The organism is Actinomadura sp. NPDC048032 (assembly GCF_040653175.1).
In the GTDB taxonomy this organism is placed as follows: Bacteria; Actinomycetota; Actinomycetes; order Streptosporangiales; family Streptosporangiaceae; genus Spirillospora; species Spirillospora verrucosospora.
The window spans coordinates 18,265-41,281 of the sequence record NZ_JBEZJP010000005.1; the positions used below are offsets into that span (position 1 = coordinate 18,265).

General features: G+C 70.8%; 22 protein-coding genes. 12 read left to right on the forward strand and 10 right to left on the reverse strand.

Features of this window, described 5'->3' with window-relative positions; translation table 11 throughout:
• Positions 1 to 74: 74 nt before the first annotated feature.
• From AB0C69_RS01640 to AB0C69_RS01650, 3 genes are read left to right on the forward strand one after another with little or no spacing between them, the layout of a single operon-like run.
• Positions 75 to 665 carry a TetR family transcriptional regulator gene (locus tag AB0C69_RS01640; RefSeq protein WP_353832426.1) on the forward strand — a complete coding sequence of 197 codons (591 nt, stop codon included), beginning with the start codon at positions 75 to 77 and terminating at the stop codon, positions 663 to 665.
• The gene (locus tag AB0C69_RS01645; RefSeq protein WP_345179924.1) at positions 662 to 1,336 is read left to right on the forward strand and encodes a VC0807 family protein; all 675 of its coding nucleotides are present in this window, start codon (positions 662 to 664) and stop codon (positions 1,334 to 1,336) included. Before AB0C69_RS01640 ends, AB0C69_RS01645 begins: the two co-directional genes overlap by 4 nt.
• Positions 1,333 to 2,667, forward strand: coding sequence for an FAD-dependent monooxygenase (locus AB0C69_RS01650; RefSeq protein WP_360348376.1), 1,335 nt, complete (start codon positions 1,333 to 1,335; stop codon positions 2,665 to 2,667). The genes AB0C69_RS01645 and AB0C69_RS01650 overlap by 4 nt, the downstream gene beginning before the upstream one ends.
• 4 nt (positions 2,668 to 2,671) lie before the next feature.
• On the opposite strand, the gene AB0C69_RS01655 is transcribed toward AB0C69_RS01650, so the two are convergent.
• The gene (locus AB0C69_RS01655) at positions 2,672 to 4,309 is read right to left on the reverse strand and encodes an ABC-F family ATP-binding cassette domain-containing protein (protein ID WP_360348482.1); all 1,638 of its coding nucleotides are present in this window, start codon (positions 4,307 to 4,309) and stop codon (positions 2,672 to 2,674) included.
• Positions 4,310 to 4,558: 249 nt separating this feature from the next.
• Positions 4,559 to 5,197: a helix-turn-helix domain-containing protein gene (locus tag AB0C69_RS01660; protein WP_360348379.1), complete on the reverse strand. Its 639-nt coding sequence runs from the start codon at positions 5,195 to 5,197 to the stop codon at positions 4,559 to 4,561.
• Positions 5,198 to 5,280: 83 nt separating this feature from the next.
• Between AB0C69_RS01660 and AB0C69_RS01665 the strand changes: the two genes are divergently transcribed.
• On the forward strand, positions 5,281 to 6,147 hold the full coding sequence (locus AB0C69_RS01665; RefSeq protein ID WP_360348382.1) for an NmrA/HSCARG family protein: 867 nt from the start codon (positions 5,281 to 5,283) through the stop codon (positions 6,145 to 6,147).
• A 49-nt stretch (positions 6,148 to 6,196) separates the two neighbouring features.
• On the opposite strand, the gene AB0C69_RS01670 is transcribed toward AB0C69_RS01665, so the two are convergent.
• Positions 6,197 to 6,613 (reverse strand): ATP-binding protein, encoded by a 417-nt coding sequence (locus AB0C69_RS01670; protein ID WP_360348385.1) that lies wholly within the window; start codon positions 6,611 to 6,613, stop codon positions 6,197 to 6,199.
• 99 nt (positions 6,614 to 6,712) lie between these two features.
• Between AB0C69_RS01670 and AB0C69_RS01675 the strand changes: the two genes are divergently transcribed.
• Positions 6,713 to 7,525 carry a helix-turn-helix transcriptional regulator gene (locus AB0C69_RS01675; RefSeq protein WP_360348387.1) on the forward strand — a complete coding sequence of 271 codons (813 nt, stop codon included), beginning with the start codon at positions 6,713 to 6,715 and terminating at the stop codon, positions 7,523 to 7,525.
• Complete coding sequence (locus tag AB0C69_RS01680; RefSeq protein ID WP_353832419.1) at positions 7,522 to 7,716, forward strand: DUF397 domain-containing protein; 195 nt, start codon at positions 7,522 to 7,524, stop codon at positions 7,714 to 7,716. Before AB0C69_RS01675 ends, AB0C69_RS01680 begins: the two co-directional genes overlap by 4 nt.
• A gap of 98 nt (positions 7,717 to 7,814) precedes the next feature.
• Here the strand turns inward: AB0C69_RS01680 and AB0C69_RS01685 are convergent, their stop codons facing one another.
• From AB0C69_RS01685 to AB0C69_RS01695, 3 genes are all read right to left on the reverse strand, one after another.
• The gene (locus AB0C69_RS01685) at positions 7,815 to 8,567 is read right to left on the reverse strand and encodes a hypothetical protein (RefSeq protein WP_360348391.1); all 753 of its coding nucleotides are present in this window, start codon (positions 8,565 to 8,567) and stop codon (positions 7,815 to 7,817) included.
• 221 nt (positions 8,568 to 8,788) lie between these two features.
• Entirely contained in the window at positions 8,789 to 9,025 is a 237-nt protein-coding gene (locus tag AB0C69_RS01690) for a hypothetical protein (RefSeq protein ID WP_360348394.1), read from the reverse strand.
• A gap of 205 nt (positions 9,026 to 9,230) precedes the next feature.
• Positions 9,231 to 9,503, reverse strand: a complete 273-nt coding sequence (locus tag AB0C69_RS01695; RefSeq protein ID WP_360348397.1) for a hypothetical protein — start codon at positions 9,501 to 9,503, stop codon at positions 9,231 to 9,233.
• A 288-nt stretch (positions 9,504 to 9,791) separates the two neighbouring features.
• On the opposite strand from AB0C69_RS01695, the gene AB0C69_RS01700 reads away from it, so the two are divergent.
• Together AB0C69_RS01700 and AB0C69_RS01705 are read left to right on the forward strand one after the other, a co-directional pair.
• A complete protein-coding gene (locus tag AB0C69_RS01700) occupies positions 9,792 to 10,331 on the forward strand; it encodes a hypothetical protein (protein ID WP_360348400.1) in 540 nt (179 codons plus the stop codon).
• Between the two features lie 137 nt (positions 10,332 to 10,468).
• Complete coding sequence (locus AB0C69_RS01705; protein WP_360348403.1) at positions 10,469 to 11,812, forward strand: hypothetical protein; 1,344 nt, start codon at positions 10,469 to 10,471, stop codon at positions 11,810 to 11,812.
• 45 nt (positions 11,813 to 11,857) lie between these two features.
• Here AB0C69_RS01705 and AB0C69_RS01710 read toward each other — a convergent pair whose 3' ends face one another.
• A complete protein-coding gene (locus AB0C69_RS01710; protein ID WP_360348406.1) occupies positions 11,858 to 13,399 on the reverse strand; it encodes a GMC oxidoreductase in 1,542 nt (513 codons plus the stop codon).
• 211 nt (positions 13,400 to 13,610) lie between these two features.
• On the opposite strand from AB0C69_RS01710, the gene AB0C69_RS01715 reads away from it, so the two are divergent.
• Together AB0C69_RS01715 and AB0C69_RS01720 are read left to right on the forward strand one after the other, a co-directional pair.
• Positions 13,611 to 14,690: a dihydrodipicolinate reductase gene (locus AB0C69_RS01715; RefSeq protein ID WP_345179946.1), complete on the forward strand. Its 1,080-nt coding sequence runs from the start codon at positions 13,611 to 13,613 to the stop codon at positions 14,688 to 14,690.
• Between the two features lie 25 nt (positions 14,691 to 14,715).
• Positions 14,716 to 15,195, forward strand: a complete 480-nt coding sequence (locus AB0C69_RS01720) for a carboxymuconolactone decarboxylase family protein (RefSeq protein WP_360348409.1) — start codon at positions 14,716 to 14,718, stop codon at positions 15,193 to 15,195.
• 173 nt (positions 15,196 to 15,368) lie between these two features.
• Here the strand turns inward: AB0C69_RS01720 and sigJ are convergent, their stop codons facing one another.
• The gene (gene sigJ, locus AB0C69_RS01725; protein ID WP_360348412.1) at positions 15,369 to 16,289 is read right to left on the reverse strand and encodes an RNA polymerase sigma factor SigJ; all 921 of its coding nucleotides are present in this window, start codon (positions 16,287 to 16,289) and stop codon (positions 15,369 to 15,371) included.
• Positions 16,290 to 16,493: 204 nt separating this feature from the next.
• Here sigJ and AB0C69_RS01730 point away from each other — a divergent pair, with 204 nt between their 5' ends.
• A complete protein-coding gene (locus AB0C69_RS01730; RefSeq protein WP_360348415.1) occupies positions 16,494 to 17,960 on the forward strand; it encodes an MFS transporter in 1,467 nt (488 codons plus the stop codon).
• On the opposite strand, the gene AB0C69_RS01735 is transcribed toward AB0C69_RS01730, so the two are convergent.
• Both AB0C69_RS01735 and AB0C69_RS01740 read right to left on the reverse strand, forming a co-directional pair.
• A complete protein-coding gene (locus tag AB0C69_RS01735; RefSeq protein ID WP_360348418.1) occupies positions 17,953 to 19,227 on the reverse strand; it encodes an MFS transporter in 1,275 nt (424 codons plus the stop codon). The genes AB0C69_RS01730 and AB0C69_RS01735 overlap by 8 nt on opposite strands.
• Entirely contained in the window at positions 19,206 to 20,381 is a 1,176-nt protein-coding gene (locus AB0C69_RS01740; RefSeq protein WP_360348421.1) for a glycosyltransferase family 4 protein, read from the reverse strand. The genes AB0C69_RS01735 and AB0C69_RS01740 overlap by 22 nt, the downstream gene beginning before the upstream one ends.
• Before the next feature lie 515 nt (positions 20,382 to 20,896).
• Here AB0C69_RS01740 and AB0C69_RS01745 point away from each other — a divergent pair.
• Positions 20,897 to 23,014: a C2 family cysteine protease gene (locus tag AB0C69_RS01745; RefSeq protein ID WP_360348424.1), complete on the forward strand. Its 2,118-nt coding sequence runs from the start codon at positions 20,897 to 20,899 to the stop codon at positions 23,012 to 23,014.
• The last annotated feature ends 3 nt before the right edge of the window (positions 23,015 to 23,017 follow it).

Here is a 23,017-nt window from a genome sequence, read left to right on the forward strand (position 1 = left end):
CCGGCCGACCGCCGTGAGAGCGGCGGCCTCTGCCTGCCGTTGACAGATTTACTTGGCTGAGTAATCTCTTACTCATGCAAGTAAATGAGGGGGCGCGTTCCCCGGCCGCCGTCGCGCGGCGAGCGCAGATCGTGGCCGCGGCCATCGAGGTCATCGCCGAGGCGGGGTACGGCCAGGCCTCGTTCGGGCGGATCGCCGAGCACGCCGGGCTCAGCAGCACCCGGCTGATCTCGTACCACTTCAAGGGCAAGAGCGAGCTGATCCAGGCCGTGGTCGACACGGCGCTGGGCGACGCGGCAGCGTTCATGCGGCCGCGGCTGGACGCGGCGGCGACCCGCCGTGACACCCTGGCCGCCTACATCGAGGCGAACCTGGCGTTCATGCGCGACCGCCCCGCGCACATCCGCGCGCTCGTCGAGATCATCGGCGGGACGCGCGGGGGCGAGGGCGTCGCGTTCTCGGACACCCCCGCGGCGATGGCGCGGGAGTTCTTCCGGGCGGGCCAGGCCGAGGGCGAGTTCCGCGCGTTCGATCCGCACGTGATGGCCGTCAGCCTGCGCGCCGCGATCGACGCCGTCGCCACCATGCCGGACGTCGACCACGCCGCGTACGCCCGCGAGCTCGTGGAGCTGTTCGACCGGGCGACCCGCGCGGAGGCGTCGTGAGCCCCGCGGCGCACGCGCGGCCCGCCGGCGCCCCCGCCGCGCGGAAGGACCCCGGACGGCTGGCCCCGCTGCTCCCGATCGCGGTCGATCTCGTCGTGCCGATGGCCGTGCTGTACGGGCTGCGCGCGGCGGGCGCGAGCCTGTGGCAGGCGCTGGTCGCCTCGTCGGTCGTGCCGGTGATCGTGGTGGCGGTCCGGTTCGTCCGGAAGCGCGTGGTCGACTACCCGGCGCTGTTCGTGATGGTCCTGATGGTGTTCGGGATCGTCCTGTCCCTGCTGACCGGGAACCCGCGCACCCTGCTCGTCCGCGACTCCTGGATCTGGATGCTCGTGGGCGTGGCCGGGGTGTGGCTCCTGGCCTCGGTGGTCTACGGGCGTCCCGCGCTGATGGTCGTGTTCCGCTCGTTCGTCCTGACGAAGGTGGGGCCCGAGGGACTGCGGGAGTGGGAGGCCCGCTGGGACCACGACGCCGGGTTCCGGCAGGGCCTGCGGACGCTGACCGCGGTGTGGGGCGCGGCCACGGTCCTGAACGCGGTGCTGCACGTGATCGGCGCCTTCGTCCTGCCGCTGGACGTCGCTCCGTTCGCGCTCAACCTCGTGTGGCCGGTGATCGCCGTGCCGCTGTTCGCGTTCCACCTCGTCTACACCAAGCGGAAGGACCTGCGGGCGTGATCGTCGACGTGATCGTGGCGGGCGCGGGCCCGACCGGGCTGATGCTGGCCTGCGAACTGGCGCTGGCCGGGGTGAGCGTCGCGGTGCTGGAGCGGCGGCCCGAACGCACCGGGCAGTCCCGGGCGCTCAACCTCCAGCCCCGCTCCGCGCAGATCCTCGACTCGCGCGGCATGCTGGAACCGCTGCTGGAGCGCGCCGCCGACACGCTCCCCGCCGGGCACTTCGCCGGTCTGCCGCTCGACTACGGGCCGTGGGGCGAACGGCAGATCGGCATCCCCCAGGCGCGGGTCGAGGAGCATCTCGAAGGACGCCTCGCCGAGCGGGACGTCCCGGTCCTGCGCGGGCACGAGGTGACCTGGGTCGAGCAGGACGAGGCCGGGGTCACCGTCCGCGCCGGGCGGGAGTTCCGCGGCCGGTACCTGGTCGCGTGCGACGGCGGTCGCAGCACGGTCCGGACGCTGCTGGACGTGCCGTTCCCGGGCCGCGACGGCCGCGTGTCCGCCGTCGTCGCCGACGTCACGCTCACGCGGGAGCGGCCCGGCCGGTGGCGGCTGCCCTCGTTCGACCGTCCCGAGGACGGCGTCGCGAACGTCCTGCCGCTGGGGGACGGCCTGTACCGGGCCCTGATCGCCGGACCCGAGCAGCAGACCGCCGACCGCGGCACGCCCGTCAGCCTGGACGAGGTGCGCCGCGCCGTCCCCGACGTGCGGGAGATCCGGTGGGCCTCGCGCTTCACCGACGCCTCGCGGCAGGTCGAGCGCTACCGGCACGGGCGCGTGCTGTTCGCGGGCGACGCGGCCCACGTCCACTCGCCGACCGGCGGGCAGGGACTCAACCTCGGCCTCCAGGACGCCTTCAACCTCGGCTGGAAACTGGCCGCCGACCTGCGCGGCAACCCTAAGGTGCTGGACACCTACCACGCCGAACGGCATCCGGTCGGGGCCGCCGTCCTGGCGAACACGCGCGCGCAGGGAGTCCTGCTGATCCCTGACGAGGACGTCGCCGCCCTGCGCGGCATCCTGGCCGAACTCCTGAAGATCCCCGAGGCCAACCGCCACCTCGCCGGGCTGGTCTCCGGTCTCGACGTCCGCTACGAGCTCCCCGGACGGCATCCGCTCATCGGCCGCACGATGCCGGGGCTCGACCCTGCCGTCCTGCGCTCGGGGCGGCACGCCGTCCTGGAACTGGGCGACCGGCCACGCCACGGCGGCGTCCCGCACCCGCGCGGAGACGTGGACGTGGACGCCGTCCTCGTCCGCCCCGACGGCCACATCGCCTGGGCGGACGACGGCTACGAACCCCTGGAAGCGGCCCTGGCCCGCTGGACCTGACCGGCTACATCTTCATCGGCCGTCCGACGTCGAGGCGCGGCCAGTCGGCGAGGTCTCTCAGGAGTTGCCGGTCGTGGGTGGCGACGACGACGGTGGCGCTGGTGGTGCGGATCGCGCTGGTCAGTTCGTCGACCAGCGTCGACGACAGGTGGTTGGTCGGCTCGTCGAGCAGGATCAGGCCGGGGCGCCCGGCCAGGGCGAGGGCCAGGTCGAGGCGCCGCTGCTGGCCCTGCGACATCCGCGCGGTCGGCGTCCGCATCGCGGCGGAGTCCAGGAGCCCGAGCGCCCCGAGCGGGACGACGTCGGCGTCGCGCAGCTCTGCGCGGGCCACCAGCCGCCCCACATGACGGTCATACACCTCGCGGGCCGTGAGGTCGGGGTCGTGCTCGGTGGTCTCCTGCGCGATCAGGGCGGCCCGGGTGCCGTTCGCTCTCCAGACGCGTCCGTCCGCGGGCTGGAGCGAACCGGCCAGCACCGCCAGCAACGTGGACTTCCCGGCGCCGTTGGGTCCGGTGACGAGCAGCCGGTCGCCGCCGTCCAGGGCGAGGTCGACCGGCCCGGGCAGCCGCCCGTCGACGGTGACGCCGTGGGCCCGGAGCTGCGGCACCCGCGACCGGACGCCCAGGTCAGGCCATCGCAGGACCGGCGGCGGCTCCGGCACATCGATGCGGTGCGCCTCAAGGGCGTCCTGCCGCCGGTTCAGGGCCTGCACGACGCCCGGCGCGCGGGACTGGCGCTGGTGCTTGCCGGTGCCCTTGTCCGGCCGCCAGCCGGTGGACAGCCTGTCGCGGGCCTTGGACACCTCGTCCTGCAGCCGCTGGTGCTCGGCCCGCTGCTCCTCGAAGTCCTGTTCCCAGCGCTCGCGCTCGCCGCGCCGTGCGTCCTGCCAGGCGTCGTAGCCGCCCGCGTACAGCCGCGGCCTCCCGTCGCGGCTCGGGTCGAGGTCGAGGAACCGGTCGGCGACGTCGCGCAGCAGCGCCCGGTCGTGGCTGACGACGGCGAGCCCGCCGTCGTGCTCGCGCAGCCGCCGGGTCAGGAAGTCCAGCCCGCCTGCGTCGAGGTGGTTGGTCGGCTCGTCGAGCAGCAGCACGTCGTGCCGGGCGGCGAGCAGGCACGCCAGCCGGACCCGGTACCGCTGCCCGACCGACAGCGTCGACAACCGGCGGTCGCGGTCGGTGCACGCGCCGAGCGCGTCGAGGGCGACGTCGACGCGGCGCTCGGCGTCCCACGCGTCGAGCCGGGTGGCGGCCTCCAGCGCCGTGGCGTAGCGGTCGCCGGCGGCCGGATCACCGGCGGCCACGGCCGCGGTCGCCTCGTCCAGCGCCGCGAGGGCCGCGAGCGGGGCGGCCAGCGCCGCGGACGTCAGCGTGCCGACGGTCTCACCGTCGCGCGCCGCCAGCTCCTGGCGGACGAGGCCGATCGTGCCGGCGCGGTGCACGGTGCCCTCGTCGGGCGGGATCAGCCCGGCGAGGACGTGCAGCAGCGTCGTCTTCCCCCGCCCGTTCTCGCCGACGACGGCGATCCGGGACCGGGCCGAGACGGTGACCGACACGTCGTGCAGGATCCGCCGCGACCCGCGGGTGACCGCGACGTCCTGGACGCGGACGTGCGCGCTGCCGCCCGCCGGGACGGGCAGGGACATGCTCTCGGAAAAGGGGGTGAGGCTCAAAGGGTGCTCCGCAGCTCGCCATGGAGCCGGGCAGAATCAGACGACCGCCCGGCAGGACCGGGACGGCGAACGCGGATTCAGAGAAGGAAAGGCGCCGCCGTCAGCGGGCGCTGCGAACCTTCTGCGACCAGATGCCTCGTGCCATGCCGCTCACGCTACCGGCCCCGCCTCACGGCTTCCAGCGAATAAAGCACCGACGACCACGCCTCCCACCGACGTTCATCAGGTGTTCCAGAGCGCCTGGTAGTGCTGGGGGTCGGGCGGTTCTCCCGGTAGCGGCTCGGTGTTGTGGGCTTTGAGGCCGTCCAGCGCGATCGCCAGCAAGCGGGACCGCACCTCTTCCTCGCCGTGGGGCGACGGGCCCGCGGCCGGGCGGCCGAACTGCCTGATGAGCAGGAAGACGTCCATGGAGGTCACGCCGGCGCGGATCACTCCGGCGTCGCGGGCCCGGGTGACCAGTTGGTCGGCCAGGCGCTGGGCCTGTTCGCCGGCCTGCCGCATCTCGGAGGTGACCTCCACGGTCCCGGCCAAGGGAGACAGAGCGCCGAACCCGGATCGTGCGCACCGCTGGACGTAGGAGGCCAGACCCTGCCACGGGTCGTCGATCGCCAGCCCGGCCTTCGCCGCCTCCGCGAGGTGCTCCATGGAGTCGGCGCACAGGCGCTGGAGCAGTTCCTCCTTGGTGCGGTAGCGGCGGTACAGGCTGCCCATCCCCACCCCGGCCCGCTCGGCGATGGCGGACACCGGCGCGTCGAACCCCTGGCTGAGGAAGACCTCGCGGGCCGCCTCGACCAACGCGCGATCGTTGCGGGCCGCGCGGGCCTGGGGTCCCCGCCTGCGCGGTGCGGTGGCTTCGGCCATGGGCCAAGGATACCCATTGCGGAGCGGTTCGCTCCGAGTTAAGTTACTCGGAGCGAAACACTCCGAATAAGAAGGATTCCCTCATGTCTTCCTCCGACGCCGTCCTCGTCATCGGCGCGACCGGCAATCAGGGCGGCGCCACCGCCCGTCAGCTGCTGGCGCGCGGCCGGCGGATCCACGCGCTGGTGCGCGATCCGGGCAGCCCCGCCGCCCGCCGGCTGCGGGACGAGGGCGCGGTGCTCGTCCGGGGCGATCTCGACGACGCCGACTCGCTGCGCAAGGCGATGAACGGCGTGCGCGCGGTCTTCAGCGTCCAGGCACTGGCCCATGAACCGCGCACGCTGGCCGCCGAGGTGCGTCAGGGCAAGACGGTGGCCGACATCGCCGGGGAGTCCGGCGTGGCGCACCTGGTCTACAGCTCCGTGGGCGGCGCCGAACGGAACACCGGCATTGACCACTTCGAAAGCAAGGCCGAGATCGAGCGGTACATCCTGGCGCTCGGACTGCCCGCCACCATCCTGCGCCCGGTGTTCTTCATGAACAACTTGCTGCACTACGCCGACGCTCGGGACGAGCGGGTGCTGTCACTGCCGGTCAGGCCCGACAAACCCATGCAGTTCATCGCCACCGACGACATCGGCGTCTTCGCCGCCGACGCCTTCGACGACCCCGCGCGGTCCATCGGCCGCCAGATCGAACTCGCCGGCGACGAGCTCACCTTCTCCGAGGTCGCCCGGATCTACGAGCGCGTCACCGGCACCCCGACCCGGTTCGAGCCGCTCCCGATCGAAGAGCGCATGTTCCAGTGGTTCGCCGAAGCCGGATACCAGGCCGACATCCCGGCTCTGCGCCAGCAGCATCCCGGTTTGCTGACCTTCGAGCGGTTCCTTACCCAGCGACTCGCCCCGCCCCTGACCACTCCAGAAGCCACTCCGGCATCGACCGGCTGAACCCACGATCCGAAGGCCGCCGCGCCTGCCTGCCGCTGGACGACCGGCTTCAGGCGTGCATGAGGGCCCAGACGACTTTTCCTTCGCCGGTGGCGGAAGGGCGGGTGCCGGTCTCCTTGGCGAGGGCGGAGACGATGGCGAGCCCGCGGCCGTTCTCGGCTGTGAGCGACGGTGGGCACCGGACCGGCAGGTCAGGGGACGGGTCCCAGCACTCCAGCAGCGGCGCCCCCTCCCGGAGGGCGCAGCCGAGACGGATCCGGTGGCCGTGCGCCGCCGCGACGGCGTTGGACACGATCTCGCTCATGACGAGGCTCGCGTCGTCGACCACCTCACGGTCGACACCCCAGTTCGTCAGCGTGTAGCGGACGAGCTCCCGAGCGAGCACCACGCTCGACGGCACGGCGAGCACGGTCAGGCGCACCTCCGGAATCCCGTGCGCCGACGTGACGAATTCAAGATCGTTCATGAGAGCCGTCCCCAGTTGGAGGAATGTGCTCTCACTCTTCGTGTCGACGTTCTAACTTGAGGTGATAAGCGGGGGTCGCGATACACCTGTGGGGGAGTGATGAGTGTTCGAGAGTCGATCGACCCGGCGTCCTCGCTGTGGGCCTGGCTGGCTTTCGACCTGTGGTTTTATCGCACGCAGCGGGGTCTCTCCCTGGCTCAGACAGCCATGATCGTCCACGTGACCCGGGCGACCGTATCTAACTGGGAAGCCGGACGCCTCCGGCCGCGCGATACATACCTGAAGCGCCTTGACCAGGCATGGAATACGGGTGGCCACTTCGAACGGCTGCACATGTTCGCTTGCGGTGGACACGATCCGGACTGGTTCAAGCAGTACCTCCAGTACGAGGCGGCCGCCGATGTGATCAAGATGTACCACGGCAAGACCGTTCCGGCCCTGGCGCAGACCAAGGCGTATGCGGAGGCCCTCCTCAAAGCCGCCGGTCGCGTGGACGAAGTCGAAGCAGAGGCCAAAGCTCGAATGAAGCGCCAGGAGGTACTGAGGCGAAAGCAGCCGCCCTACCTCTGGATTCTCATCGACCAAGAAGTACTCGACAACGTCGTGGGCGGTCGCGACGTCATGGCGGAGCAGTTGCGCTACCTCATCGAGCTCTCAGACACCGACCGCGTCTGCATCCGCGTCGTCCCACGTACTTCGGGGTGGCACCCAGGGCATGACGGGCACTTCCAGGTGATGACGATCAATGGCCGCGATGTCTCCTACGCCGCCGCGCAGGTCGCCGGTCGTCTGATCGAAGCCGGTGACGAGTCCGCCCTTCTCGAAGTACGTTTCGATCAGATCGGGGCACTTGCCCTACCTCGACCAGGCTCGCGAGAGCTGATGGACCAGACGCTGAGGAAGTACGAATGAACGGCTGGCGTAAGAGTTCCCACAGCGGGGGCGGCAATGACGATGCCTGCGTGGAGTTGGCGGAGCTGGGCGGTCGGGTGTGGGTGCGGGACTCCAGGGATCCGGACGGGGAGCGCCTGGCGTTCGGGCGTGAGGCGTTCGCCGAGCTGCTGGCCCGCGCGAAGCGCAGCGACCTCGACCTCCACCGCTGACCGCGATTCTCGCGCGGCAGCCGCTTTGCCCGGGTAGCTCGAAGGGCCCGGGTGTGCCGGGCCCTTCGGGTGTGGTGCGTTCCTGCCGAGGTGCTGCCTCAGTCGGACGCGAGTGCCCCCTCGCCGGTGTTCGCGGCGACGGTCTGTGGCGTCCTCCGCCCCAGGTTCGCGCGGAGGAACAGCCACCCGATGCACAGGGTGGCGATGGCTTCCACTCCCCCCACCGGGAAGACCCAGGAGGGAAGGGTGGAGAGGTTGCCGATGACGATGGTGAAGGCGGTCACCGGGAAGACGCAGAAGATCGTCAGTGTCACCGCGAGGTGACCGATCTTGCCGGTCAGGCGGCCGGGGAGGCCCCGGTGCCACGACTCCCACCCGAAGGGGGTCGCCCCCGCGGGCAGCAGCAGCTTCATGCGCGGCGCGAGCTCGGACCGGATGAACTGGCCGATCTCGCCCACCTTGGTGTCGTTCGCCAGGTAGATCCACCCGAGCGAGAGAACCGCCGGGATCAGACCCAGCAGAACGAGCAGGGAGGCTCCCTGCGTGATGGCGTAGGCCGCGCCGGCGACCACCGCGAAGGCGGTGTAGATCAGCGTGTCGCGGTAGCCGATCCGCTTGTGCTGCTCGCTCTTCATCTGGTTGAAGTCGGTCGTGAGGACGCCGACCTCGGTCTTCGTCGTCTCCTGCCGCGTCTTGAGGACGTCGAGCCGGGCCTTGTTGAGCTCGAACTGCAGCTTGATCCGGTCGAAGGGGTCGACCTCTGCGCCGAGCCCGTCGAGTTCCGCGGCGAGGCGGTCGAACGTGTTCTGGACCTCGTCGAGCCCGTTGTTGAATTCGACAAAGCTGTTCATCGTGGCCTCCTGGCCGTTTCGTTTTGTCAGGTCTCGCAACACACCGTCCGGAGCCCTCTGGCCCACGCAAGGCGGGGATTATTCGAATGGCATTCTGTTTCGGTGTGCGCGTTCGTGTCACCTGCACGGAAGGCCACGACCGGGGTGATTGAGGGAGAGCCCCCAAGTGAGAGGTTCGGCGAAAGCAAGGTGACGGCCAATCACCTTTGTCCGGTCAAGATCTAAGATGTGCCGCTTGCCGGATCGGCGCCGCCCGCGAGGAAGGTTCTGGCCGCCACGGTGTTCTGCTGCCGGACCCAGTCGTCGAAGTCTTCGCGGCGGTAGCGGGGGTCGGCGGGCATGAGCCTGATCTGGGGCCGCTCGTCCATCCACCAGATCGTGAAGTCGGTGGTGGTGCCTTTGGCGGGCCACCGCGCGCTGTCCAGAGGCAGATGCAGGACGTCGACGAAGCCGCCCACGGGCAGGCCGAGGTCGATGCCGATCCCGATCGCGCCCGGTCGCGGGACCCAGACGACGGTCCCGACCAGGGGTTGCCCGAGCTGGAGCCGGGACCAGAGTCGGGGCCATTCCGCCGAGTCGGGGCGATACCCCTCGTCGCGCCAGGTGCTGGGGCGGTTGGACTCGTCGATGGAGGACTCCCGGGTGAAGGGTTCGGGTCGAGATCTACGAACGGCCGCACCATCGGACGAGGGCGGGCGGGGGTCGGGACGCGCTCCGCGCGAGGCGATCGCCGAGGAGGATGAGGCTCGCGTCGGCCCGCGGGACGCGGGCGCTCTTTCGGCGTTCCGCCGAACCCGGCTCTCCGGGAGCGGTTTGCGGGGGCACGGCGCAGCCGACCATGCCGAGGAGCATCCCGGCGACGCCGCCGAGAAAGTGGCTGAGGAGGCCGCCGTGGACGCCCGCGAAGAGGCAGGCGAGTGAGTAGGTGCGTTTCATGGGAAATTCCCTTTTCGTTGCGCTGGTTGGTGCCCTAGGCGTGTTACGGAAGGGACCGTTCGCAGCACGCCGCGAAGCGCAACGCGTTCCGCATGGCGGTCACGCGGAGTCGGAGGTCCCTCGGCGGCGCTCGAACCGGACCTCCCTGCCGGATGGTCGAGCGTCGGCCATGGGACTGCTGCCGGGGCGTCCGTTCCCCCTCTCCGGTCGGGTGTCTCTGCCCAGGGCGAAGTGCAGGGTTCCTCCTGGTAGAGGCCCGTTCAGGCGCGTCCGCGTATGATCATCGGCGTGTCGCCGCAATTGCTTGGTCTGCTGATCGGTTCCGGGTTCGGTACGGCTTTCGTGCTCGCCAACACGGGAGATCCCTTGCCGGAGGGCGCCGGGATCGCGATGCGGATCCTGGCGGTGGTCTGCCTGCTCGCGGTGGTGGTGGTCGGCTTCCGCGGGGACCGGCGCGGGGCGACGGGCCGGGAAGGGGCGGGGCGCGGCGACGGGCGGCCGGGGTGGTTCGGGCCGCGGTTCGGGCTCGTGGTGGTCGCGGAGTTCGCGTTGATCTTCGGCGGGATCGCGGTGCTGAGGGCGCTGGACGCGCCGCAGGAGATCAACGTCGCCTGGATCGCGTTGATCGTCGGTCTGCACTTCGTCGTGCTGGCACGGGTGTGGAAGAGGGGCGCCATCGCGGTGCCGGGGGTCGTGCTGTCCGGTCTCGGAGCGGCCGGAATGATCATGGCCGCGGTGTCGTCCGTGGACTGGATCCCGTTCGTCAGCGGTGCCCTGTCGGGCGTCACGCTGCTCGCGGGATCGCTGTACGGCGCGGCGCGGCGATGAGCCGGTCTCCCGCCCGCGTCGCGGCCCCCAGCGGATGGCCTTCGGGAGGGGCCGCGTCCCTGGTCATGCGGCCGCCTGCGAGGCCGGATCCGGTCGCGCCATTCCGCTGACCGACCGGGCGGTATGTAATGCGCACCATGCGCCTCCGCCCCCTCGCCGTTCTCTCCGCTCTCGTGCTGGCGGCACTCGCCCCGGCGGGGACGGCCCGCGCCGATCGCGTCCCCGGCGACCAGCCGCTTCCCGGCTACACCATCGCCAACCCGCCGCTCCCGCCCGTCCAGGTGCACGGGAAACCGTCGCGGGTGCTCCAGGGCGTCCACCGCCACGCGGCCTATGACATCGAAGTGCCGCCGCAGTGGAACGGCAGGCTGGTGCTCTGGGCCCATGGCTACGCAGGCAAGGGCCACGTGCTGACGGTGGAGCCGCCGCAGTACGGCCTGCGGCAACGCCTTCTCGACCAGGGGTACGCGTGGGCCGCGTCGTCCTATTACGACAACGGGTACGACGTCCGCGCGGGCGTGCTGAGCACCCGCGACGTGGCCGAATTGTTCGCCCGTGAAGTGGGACGTCCCAAGCAGCGCTTCATCACCGGTGTCTCCATGGGCGGGCACATCATCGGGCGCTCGCTGGAGCAGTTCCCCGGGTATTACAACGGCGCGCTTCCCATGTGCGGAGTCCTCGGCGACCAGGAATTGTTCGACTACTTGCTCGACTACAACCTCGTCGCGCAGGACCTGTCAGGGGTCCGGGAGTACCCGGTCACCGCGCAGTACTTGACGGCGACCGTGCCGAGGATCGAGGCGGCGCTCGGGCTGACCGCGCTGCGGCCGGGCGGGCCGGACACCACGAACGACCGCGGGAAGCAGTTCCGCTCGATCGTCATCGACCGGACGGGCGGGACGCGTCCCGGCGCCGTGCCGTCGTTCGCGCTCTGGAAGGACTTCCCGTTCACCCTGGCCGAGCCCTCCGACCCGGACGCCACCCTCGCCGAGAACCCAGGTCAGGTCGGGACCAATCAGTTCACCCGGTACGAGCCGAACGAGCCGGTGGACGTGAACGGGACGGTCCAGCGGGTGCGCGTCGAGAACCTGCCGGCGCGGCTGTCGAACCGCCTCTCCCAGGTTCCGCGCATCAGCGGGCGTCCGGACGTCCCGGTCCTGAGCCTGCATGGGCTGGGGGACCTGTTCGTCCCGTTCTCCATGGAGCAGATCTACGCCAGGGACGTCGCGCGGAACCACCGGTCGGGCCTGCTCGTCCAGAGGGCCGTCCGCACGAGCCAGCACTGCGAGTTCTCGAACGCGGAGGCCGGCGCGGCCTGGGACGATCTCGTCCGCTGGGTCGGCGGGGGCGCGCGGCCCGCGGGCGACGTGACCACGCGGCCTTCGGCGGTGGCGCGTCCGGACTACGGCTGCCGGTTCAGCGATCCCGCCGCCTACGCGGCCGGGACGGGGACGCGGCGGCTGTTCCCCGCCTGCCCGTAGCGGGGGTCCGGCCACACGCGCCCGTGGCCGGATCCCGGTGGATCATCACAGGTCGGTGGCGATGATCTTCTCGATGTTCCGCTCGGCGAGGGCGGTGATGGTGACGAAGGGGTTCACGCTGGTGTTGCCCGGGATGAGCGAGCCGTCGATCGCGTAGAGGCCGGGGTGGCCGTGCAGCCGGCCGTAGTTGTCGGTGGCCTTGTTCAGGACGGCGCCGCCGAGCGGGTGGTAGGTGAGGTGGTCGCCCCAGATCTTGTAGGTGCCGAAGAGGTCGGTCCGGTAGATCGTCCCCTCCTTGCTGTTGATCTTGTCGAAGATCGACTTGGCCATGTCGATGCTGGACTGCTTCCAGGCGGTCTGCCAGTTGAGGTCGACCCGTCCGGCGGAGCCGTTCCACGAGAACTCGGCCCGGTGCGGGGTGTTGGTGATCGACAGGTAGAACGAGGCGTACGTCTCGATCCCGGTCGGCAGGGGCGCGACCTCGGCGAACGCGCCGCCGGCGTCCCAGTTGTCGATGCCGCCCGTCGGCATGCCCGACTGGAGGCTGCCGGTCGGGTCCCACAGGTGGTTGGCGCGGCCGACCATGACGTTGCCGTTGTCGCCCCAGCCCTTCCCGATCTCGCCGTTCAGGTTGGGCAGCGCGCCGGTCGCCTTGAGCTTGACCAGAAGCTTGCTGGTGCCGACGCTGCCGGCGGCGAAGAACACCCGCGCGGCTGTCACCGTCTTGGTCGCCACGACGTTCCCGCTCGTGTCGATCTGCTCGATGGCGACCGTGTACCCGCCGCCGGACGCGGGCGACACCGACGTCACCCGGTGCTGCGCCGAGATGGCGACCCGGCCCGTGGCCTTGGCCTGCGCCAGGTAGGTCTTCTGGAGTGACTTCTTGCCGTAGTTGTTGCCGTAGAGGATCTCGGCGTTGAGCGCCGACTGCGGCACGGCGCCGGCGGCCTCCTGCTTCATGTAGTTGAAGTCGTAGACGTTCGGGACGTAGACGAACTCGAACCCCGAGCGCTGGGCGTGCTTCCGCCCGACCCGCGCGTACTGGTAGCAGTCGGTGGTGTCGAACCACGCCCGGTCGATCTCGTTGACGCCCAGCCCGGAGTTGGCGCGCGGGTAGTAGACGTTGTACATCTCGTCGGCGTTCACGGAGGGCAGGATGGCGCTGAACCGCGACCGCTTCGGCGTGACCGCCATCCCGCCGTTGACGAGGGAGCCGCCGCCGACGCCCCGGCCCTGGTAGACGAGGATGCCGCCGAAGTCCTCGGCGTCCAGGATCCCGGTGTACTTCGGGACGTCCTTGTCGATCGGGAAGCCGAGGAAGTTGCTGAGCGGCTGCTTGGTCCGCGTCCGGAGCCAGTAGGCGCGGTAGTCGGGAGACCTCATGCCCGAGAAGATCTTGCCGTCCGAGCCCGGGGTGTCCCAGGTCATGCCCATCTCGACCATGTGGACGTCGACGCCCGCCTGGGCGAGGCGCAGCGCGGCGACCGAGCCGCCGTACCCGGTGCCGACGACCAGGACGGGGACGCGGGCGCCGTTGGGGATGGGCGCCGGGACCGGGGCCGCCGAGGCGCCGGTCCGGCCGAGCATACCCAGCCCGACGATAGAACCAGTTCCAACGATGAAGCCGCGGCGGGACACGCTAAGGGACGGGGTGGAGTCACGCATGTGACCTCCCTCACTCGTGAGATTAGAACGTGTTCTATATCGAAAGATGAGGCGCGTCACGAGCTGACCGAAACTTTCTCGTGTCCACATGTGGACTACCAAGTGCTTGCTTGGCAGCTGGTACATTCCGCGCATGATCTCCGTGGTCGTCTGGGGTACCGGCAACATGGGACGGCTGGCCGTCCGCTCCGTCGAGGCGCATCCGGCGCTCCGGCTGACCGGCGTGATCGTCCACGATCCCGCCAAGGTGGGGCGGGACGCGGGCGACCTCGCCGGCCTCGGCCGCGACCTCGGCGTCGCGGCCACCGCCGACGCCGGGGCCGTGCTCGCCGCCCGCCCGCAGGCCGTCGTCTACGCCGCGTCGGGCGACGTCCGGCCCGACGACGCGCTCGCCGACGTCCTCAGGGCGATCCGCGCGGGGGCGGTCGTCGTCACCCCCGCCCTCTACGCCCTCTACGACCAGCGCGGGGCGCCGCCCGAGACGCGCGCGGAGGTGCTGGACGCGATCGCCGAGGGCGGCGGCTCCCTGTTCGCCTCCGGCGTCGACCCGGGGTGGGGCAACGACGTCCTGCCGCTGCTGGTCAGCGGCCTCGGCGGCACGATCGACGTGGTCCGCTGCCAGGAGATCTTCGACTACTCGACCTACGACCAGCCCGACTCCGTCCGGTACCTGGTCGGCATGGGCCAGCCGATGGACTACGAGCCCCCGATGCTCGCCGCGACCGTCCCGACCATGGTGTGGGGCGGCCAGGTCCGGCTGATGGCCCGCGCGCTCGGCGCCGAGCTGGACGAGATCCGCGAGACCGTGGACCGCCGCCCGCTCGACGCCACGATCACCACCGCGTCCATGGGCGAGTTCGAGAAGGGGACGCAGGGAGCGGTGCGCTTCGAGGTCCAGGGCATCGTGGCGGGCGAGCCCCGCATCGTCGTCGAGCACGTCACGCGCATCCACCCGTCGTGCGCGCCGGACTGGCCGATGCCCCCGGACGGCGACGGCGCGCACCGCGTGGTCATCGAGGGCGTCCCGCGCATCGAGGTCACGGTCGAGGCCACCGACGAGCACGGCAACCGCGCCGCCGGAGGGAACGCCACGGCGGCCGGGCGCCTGGTGAACGCCATCGACTGGCTCGTGGACGCCGAACCGGGCCTCTACGACGCGCTCGACGTTCCCGTCCGTCCCGCCGTGGGCAAACTCGGCAGGACGGCGCCATGAGAGGCGTCAGCAGAAGGGCAGGCCCGTGAACATCGAGATCCCCGAGGGCAAGGACCCGATCCAGTACGTGTGGGGCGAGATGGTGCCGGGCATCGGCCCCGCCGCCTCGAATCTCTCCCTCGCCGTCTACGCGCACACCACGCTCGGGCTCCGCGAGTTCGAGGCCGCCCGGCTCCGCGTCGCCCAGCTCAACGGCTGCCTGTTCTGCCTCGACTGGCGGACGGAGCGCGACGGCGAGAAGGTCGAGGAGGGGTTCGCCGACGCGGTGACCGAATGGCGCACCACGGACGCCTTCGACGACCGCACCCGCCTCGCCGCCGAGTACGCCGAGCGCTACATCCTCGACCACCACGGCCTGGACGAGGAGTTCTGGACCCGGATGTCCGCCTGCTACACCCAGGCGGAGATCGTGGAGCTGAGCATGTGCATCGGCTCGTGGCTGGCCTTCGGCCGCCTCAACCGCGTCCTCGGCCTCGACGCGATGTGCGTCCTGCCGCACTCCTGACGCGGAGGCGGGCCCGGCGCCACCCCGCGCCGGGCCCGGTACGCGGGACAACCGCAGAACCCCTTCGGACCCAGGCATCAGCGAACCACGACCCCACGCGTTAAGTCAACTATTCCGACTGTCTTAGTAGGTATTGCAGTGAGGGCGCGTGACGCCGTCTCACAACGCGCCCGTCAGCCGTCTCCCTCGCCCTGCTGGTCCTCATCGATGTGGGTCAGCTTGTCGGGGTTGGTGACGGCGTAGACGCCGCGGACGCGGTGGCCGTCCGCGTCCAGGTCGAGGACCATGACCGCGAACGGCGCGTCCTGGTCGAACAGCACCGCGGACGGGTCGCCGTTGACGGTGCGGTAGACGACGTCCAGATCCATGGGCCTCCGGGCGGCCGTCCCGGCGATGGCGCGCGCCACCTTGCCGGCCCCCTGGATGGGACGCAGCGCCGCCGTGGCCCTGGACTTGCCGCCGCCGTCCGTCCACAGCGTCACGTCCGGCGCGAGGATCTCCATCAGCGCCTCCAGGTCGGCGCCGAGGGCGGCCTGCAGGAACCGCTCCGTCGCCTGCCGCTGCACCTTCGGGTCGGCCTGGTAGCGCGGGCGGCGGGCGTGCACGTGCTCCCGGGCGCGGTGCGCGAGCTGCCTGATCGCCGCCGGGCTGCGGTCGAGGATCGGCGCTATCTCGGTGTGGGCGTAGCCGAAGACCTCGTGCAGGACGAACACCGCCCGTTCCAGCGGCGTGAGCGTCTCCAGGACGACCAGCAGCGCCATCGAGACCGCCTCGGTGCGCTCGGCGGCGTCGTCCACGTCGGCGCGCGCCACCAGCGGCTCGGGCAGCCACGGCCCCACGTACGTCTCGCGCCGGCGGCTGATCGCGGCCTGCCGCGACAGCGCCGTGTTGACCGCGATCCGCACGAGGTAGGCGCGCGGATTCTCGACCTCGCCCGCGGCGCCGCCGCGCGACGCCCACGCCAGCCACGCGTCCTGCAGGACGTCCTCGGTGTCGGCGACGCTTCCGAGCATGTTGTACACCACCGAGAACAGCAGCTCCCGATGATCGGCGAACACCCGCGTGGCGGTGTCGTCCGCGATGCCTTCGGACATGGCTCGACCTCCTGTGCGCTCCCCCCTCAGAGCGAGACCGGACCCCCGATCGTGACATCCGCGACCGGAATGTGACCTGGACCTCATTCGCGTCCCGCCGCGTCACACACCCGCCCTCCGATCCGCTCATGGGTCGCGGAACGAATCAGCCAGGGGACCCTGGCGCCCCGCGCCCGGCGCGGGCCCACCGACCGGAGACCTCCCATGACCGAATCCCCTCCGTCCTTCCTCGCGACGGGACGCGGCAAGCTCACCCTGACCCTGCTGTGCGCCATCGCGTTCCTGGACTTCATCGACGCCTCGATCGTCAACGTGGCGCTGCCCGCGATCCGCGCCGACCTGGACTTCTCCGTCCAGGACCTGCAGTGGGTGCCGTCCGGCTACCTGCTGACCTACGGCGGGTTCATGCTGCTCGGCGGACGGCTCGCCGACCTGCTCGGACGCCGCCGGATCGTGGTCGCGGGCACCGCGCTGTTCTCGCTGTCCTCGGTCGCGGGCGGGCTCGCCGCCACGTCCGGGACGCTCATCGCGGCGCGGCTCGCCCAGGGCGCGGGCGCGGCGCTGATGCTGCCGGGCACGCTGTCGATCCTGACGACCACCTTCAAGGAGGGCGGCGACCGCGGGAAGGCGCTCGGCGTGTGGGGCGGCGTCGGCGGCGGCGCCTCGGCGGCCGGGGTCCTGTTCGGGGGGCTGCTCACCGACGGGCCCGGCTGGCGCTGGGTGATGCTCGTGAACGTCCCGGTCTGCGCGATCGTCATCGCCGGGCTGTTCCTGCTCGTCGAGGGCGACCGGCGCACCGCCCGGCTCGCCGGCTTCGACGCGCTCGGCACCGTCCTCGTCACCGGCGGCATGCTGCTTCTGGTGTTCACCCTGGTCAAGGCCCCGGAGGTCGGCTGGGACGCGGGCCGCACGATCGGCGGTCTCGCCGGAGCCGCCGCGCTCCTGGCGGCGTTCCTGCTCAACGAGCAGCGCAGCCGCGACCCCCTGCTGCCACTGTCGATCTTCCGGATCCGGGGGCTGGCCGCCGCGGACGTCACCCAGCTCGTCGCGGTCGCCGGGTTCCTGTCGATGTTCTTCTTCCTCAGCCTGTACATGGTGAACGTCCTCGGCTACTCGCCGCTGGAGACCGGCTCGGCCTACCTGCCGCTCTGCGCGGGCGTGGCGGTCGCCGCGGGAGCGTCCGCCCCGCTCATCGGACGCGCCGGGACCCGCCCGGTGATGATCGCCGGGCTGCTGCTCGCGGCCGCCGGCACCTACCTGCTGTCGCGCATCCCGGTGGACGGCCACTACCTCGCCGACCTGCTGCCCGGCCTGATGGTCACCTCGTTCGGGCTCGGCTTCACGTTCGTGGCCGTCACCACCGCGGCCAACGCCAACGTCCCGCCGGACCGGGCCGGGCTCGCGGCGGCGCTGCTCAACGCCTCCCAGCAGATCGGCGGCGCCCTCGGCCTGGCGATCTTCTCCGCGGTCGCCACCGCCCGCACCGACGACCTGCTGGCCGACCGCAGGCCCGTGCCCGAGGCGCTCACCGGCGGGTTCTCCCGGGCGCTGCTGGCCGGCTCCCTCTTCCTGGCCGCCGCGGCCGTCGTCGCCCTCCGCGCCGCCAACAGCCGAGGGGAGGCGTCCGCGGCGGAGCCGGAGAAGAAGGCCGGCCCCGTCCCCGTCACCTAGAGGCGATGTCCTTCGCGCCGGGGACGCGGATCAGTGTCGCCCCGAACAGGACGATGAGGCCGGACATGGCCAGGGCGAACTGGGACGGCGACAGACCGAGCGGCGACACGCCGGCCTTCCGCAGAAGGTCGGACGCGGCCCCGGCGAGCAGCGCGGCCAGCGCCAGGCCGAACCGCAGGACGGCGTGGAAGGCGGTGAGGGCGAGGTTCCGGTTGACGCCGCTCAGCGCCTCCTGCAGGTAGGTGATCCCGCCGACCAGGGCGCTGGTCGCCGCCGCGCCGAACAGCACGGCCCCGATGAACGCCCACGTCACCGTCCCCAGCAGCGCCATCATGAAGATCACCACGCCCTGCACGGCCGTGCCGACCCGGATCTGCACCTCCAGGTTCCGCACCTTGCGGTGAATGATCAGCAGCCCGACGAGCGCGCCCACCCCGAACAGCACCACCAGCGTCCCGAACTCCAGCGGCCCCGCGGTCAGGACGTTCCGCACGAACACCACGCCCAGCGAGAACAGCGCGCCCAGCCCGAGCGACACCACCGCCACCCCCGGCAGGACGCCGCGCACCACGGGCAGCCGCAGGGCCGCGAGGAGTCCGCGGGGCGACGCCTCCTGCTCGCTCCGCTCCACCTCCAGCCGTTCGGCCGGCCCCGGACCGAGATCGGGGATCGAGCGGATGGCGAGGTAGCAGGCGAGGTACGTCAGGGCGTCCAGCCAGAACACCACCAGGTAGCGCAGATGGGTGCCGAGGCCGATGTGCTGCGAGAAGTAGAGGATCAGCCCGAACGCCCCCGCGCCCACCGGGATCATCCCGTACGAGGTCGCCATCGTGATCCCGTTGGCGATCTCCAGCGTGCCGGTGTCGTGCCGGTTCTCCTCGTCCTCGATGAGGAACGGGATGGACGCGTCCCGGGCCGGCAGGAAGATCAGGCCCGCCACCTCGATCATGAAGGCCCAGAAGTACACCCACGCCAGCCACGGCACGATCGGCAGCGCCAGCGCCATGCCCGTCTGGACCAGGGTCGACCACATCAGCACGCTCCGCCGCCGCCAGCGCGTCACCACCCGCGCCGCCACCGGCGCGCCCAGCGCGGACGGGAGCAGCCGCAGCACCAGGACGCCGCCGACCGCCGTCGTGGAGTCGCTGAGCTCCAGCACGAAGTACATCAGCGCCAGCGTGCCCATCCAGTCGCCGAACGAGGACACCGTCTGGCCGATGATGAGCCGCCGGAAGTCGCGCTTGTTCAGCTGCTCCCTGAGTCCCATGCGGGCTCCATCCCCGGTGTGTCGTGCTTCGGCGGCGCGTCGAGGACGGAGCCCTTCAGCAGGGCGGCGAGCCGCCCCGCGGCGGCGTCCCAGCTCCACCGCTCGCACGTCCACCGCCGTCCGGCCGCCCCCATCGCGGCGGCGCGCGCGGGGGAGCCGAGCATGCGGTGCAGGGCCAGGGCGATCTCGTCCGGCCCGGTGGCGTCGACCAAGACCCCCGTCCGGCCGTCGATCAGGGACTCGGGGCTGCCGCCCGACCGGCCCACCACCACGGGCAGCCCCGACGCGGACGCCTCCAGCACCGACAGGCCCAGCCCCTCGGTCTGAAGCCCCGCCCGGTCGTCGCGGCACGGCAGCGCGAACACGTCGGCGGCCGCGTAGTAGCGCGGCAGTTCCGCCGCGGGAACGGGCCCGGCCACCGTGACCGTCCCGGGCGCCTCCCTGTCCGCCATCTCGGTGAGCCTGCGCCGCATCGGACCGTCCCCGACGATCACCAGCCGCGCGTCGGGGCACCGGCGCACCACGTCCCCCCACGCGCGGACCAGCATGTCGTGCCCCTTGCGCCGGACGAGCCGCGCGACGCTGAGCACCACCGGCCCGCCGCCGAGGCCGTGCCGGCGGCGGACCGCCGTCCCGTCCAGCCCCGGCCGGAACCGCACGGTGTCCACGGCCCCGGCGAGCCGCGCCAGCCGCGTCCGGTCGCCGACGGCGTCCCGCAGCTCCGGCAGCGTCGTCGTGCTGAGATGGGTGAGGACGTCGAACGACCGCGCCGCCGCCCGCAGCGCCGCCCGCGTCGGCGGCGCCCGGAACCACCCCAGCTCCTGCCCGTGCGCGGACCCGACCAGCCACCGCACCCCGGCCGCCCGCACCAGCGGCGCGTACATCCCGAACGGCGCCGCCGCCGTGATCCACCCCGCCTCGACCCGGTGCCGCACCACGAGCCGCCGCAGCCCCCGGAACAGCAGGTACCCGCGCCGCCGGACGACGGGGAACCCGAGCTCGGCGTCGAACTCCGCGGCCCCGGGCCAGGCGGGCGCCACGACGAGCAGCCGGTCTTCGGGCAGCCGGCGAGCCAACTCCCACGTGAACGTCTGCACACCGCCGGGCTCCGGTGGAAAGTGCCCGGTCAGCACCAACGTCCGCGGTATCTCCATGCGTCCACGATTTCCCGCCCAGACGCCCCCCAACCAATCCACCAGGCCACGAGCCGATATGTCCCTCCCAAAGCACCAGCACAAGTAGGGCAGACCCATCAAAAGCAAAAAGAAAGGATGGTGCAAGGAACATGGAACAAATGCAACGGTAAACGAATGACAAGCCGACGAAGAGCGGCCGGCCCCGCACAGGGGAGACCCGGAGCAGCTTGCCCGCGCCTCCCGAGACCGCCCTCCTCGCTGGACACGTGCCCGCGAGCTGTCGGGTGTGCGCTGAGTCCATCCGGCGGCGTTGATCTCGCGAGGTCGACGATGAGGCGGTGGTGAGGGTGTCCGAACCGCGGCATCGAAACAGGAGAACAACTCACTGATCAACGAAGCGTGCAATCCCTGAGCATTCACGCTTTCATAGACGACGGTGTGACCGGCCGAAGGCCCCGCTCGGCATCGGCCACCCAGGCTCGCATGGGGTCGACGCGGGCCGGTGTGGGTTCGTCTTGTGGAAGGGGCGCAGCGTGGGCTTGGAGCATCCCACCAGGACAGATGCCAAGGTCGAGGACACCGACCGGCCCAAGCCGTCCGACAAGCCTCCCGGGCCCCCACCGGACAACCCTGGCGCTCCCGGCTACCCGTCCCGCCGAGAAAGCCTCGCCCGCGCCCGCGAACCCGCACCGCAGGAGGGCGAGAGGGCAACGGCCAAAGACAGCGGTGCCAGGGGGACGGAAACACGCGACAAGCTCGCCCCCACCGGTGACGAGAAGGACAAGCCGACCGGCCCCGAGACCCCTGACCGGGAAGACGATGCAGCCGAACAGGACGTAGAAGCAGACAGCTCCAAGCCCGCCGAACAACCCGAGCAACCCGAGCACGACGAGCAGGCCGAGCAACCCGAGCAACCCGAGCAACCCGAGCAACCCGAGCAACCCGAGCGAGACGAGCGAGACGAGCGAGACGAGCAGGCCGAGCGGGACGAGGGCAGAGGGGACGACGAGCGCACCGGGGGTGGGGAAGGCGCCGAAAGCGAGCAGCCTGACGCGGGGCTGGGCAGCGACGACTCGCAGGGCGAGCGCGACGGCAAGCCCACTGACGCGCAAACCGAGAGAGTTGGCGAGAAGGCCGAGACGCACGACGAACCCGCTGCCTCAAATCGGCCGTACACCCTGCCAGCCGACAACCCGGGCTCCCCAGACCAGCCGTCCCGCCGAGAAAGCCTCGCCCGCGCCCGCGAAGCCGTCCCGGAGGAGGGCAGGTCCGAGAAGAGCCAGATCACGGACGCCAGCAGCCCGCCGCCTGCAGAGCCCGCCGTCGAGCCTCCCTGGCCCCCACCGGAGAACGACGCCGCTAAGACCGAGCGTGCGCAAGAGCAGACCTCAAGCCATAAGCAAGACCAGAAGCCGGGCACCGATGACGCCCCGCCCCCCACGGACCCGGGGGCCGAGAACGCATACGTAATAGCGGAAGGTGTCGCTCAAAAGCTGCCGAGTCAACCGGGGGATCTGCCAGGTAACGGCCTCAGTGAGGGGCCGACTAGTGAATCGGACGGTCCGGCAACCTCCGGTACCTCAGACGGCGTGGCGGACGATCTGGATAGTGGAACACCCTTCGACGGTCCGCCTGTCGATGGCGGGGGCATCGCGGCCTACGATGAGGATGCTCTCGAACGCGGGGTTTCGGATCGTTTGAAGCAGTGGGCCGCCAAATTGGATCGAAGGGAGGCTCCCAGGGAGTTGGAAGGGTTGGTCGACCAACCGGACTTCCAGGCCTCCGAAGGAGATTTCGATTACGGTGCAGATCGGTATGGGACGCCACTCGATCGTGCCGACGGTACACGGGTACCGCTTTTCGATGGCATGCCCAAGCGTGAGCAAGCGGAACAGGGTGAACTCGGTGATTGCGGTATTATCGCCACCTTGGGGGCGGTCGCCGCGCACCACCCAGAAGCCCTTACTGCTTGTGTATCCGAAACCGACGACGGCAACTATCTGGTGCGCCTGCATGAGACAAAATATTCGGCTGCCAAGCAGCGCTACGAGCCGACCGGCGATTCAATTACGCTCACAGTCACGCCCGATTTGCCAGTAAAGGACGTTGACCCCAGCGTTCCCGTGTTCGCCCAGTTCTCGGCGAACACAGCCTGGGCTCCGGTACTGGAGAAGGCGATCGCTGGATCGGATCGGATATGGACCGCCAAACGCTGGGACAAGACTAATCGACTTTGGGAGGCGCGGGGTAACCCGGGGCAATCGCCAAGAGGCTACGAACGACTGGACCAGGGCAGTTCTCCGGGAGAGCGGGCCGAACTGCTCACACAGCTCACGGGACTTCCGGCAAAGGCGGTCCAATTCCCGAGTGGCTATGATGGCCAGGGTCGCAGTGCTGATCGCCAACTGCATGACGAAATCGTCCACCAGCTCTCCAGCGGCAAGCCCGTGCTGGTGGGAACCCGCGATAAGCGCAAGGGTGAATCAAGACTCCCCAAAGAACTTCGCGCCAATCACGTCTACGAGGTCACTCGAGTAGATGAACAACGAAGGGTTCATCTGCGAAATCCGTGGGGCGAAAAACATCCTGAACCGCTGACAATCAAGGAATTCAAGCGCGAAATACGGCCACGTTATACAACTTTGGAGTAGCTT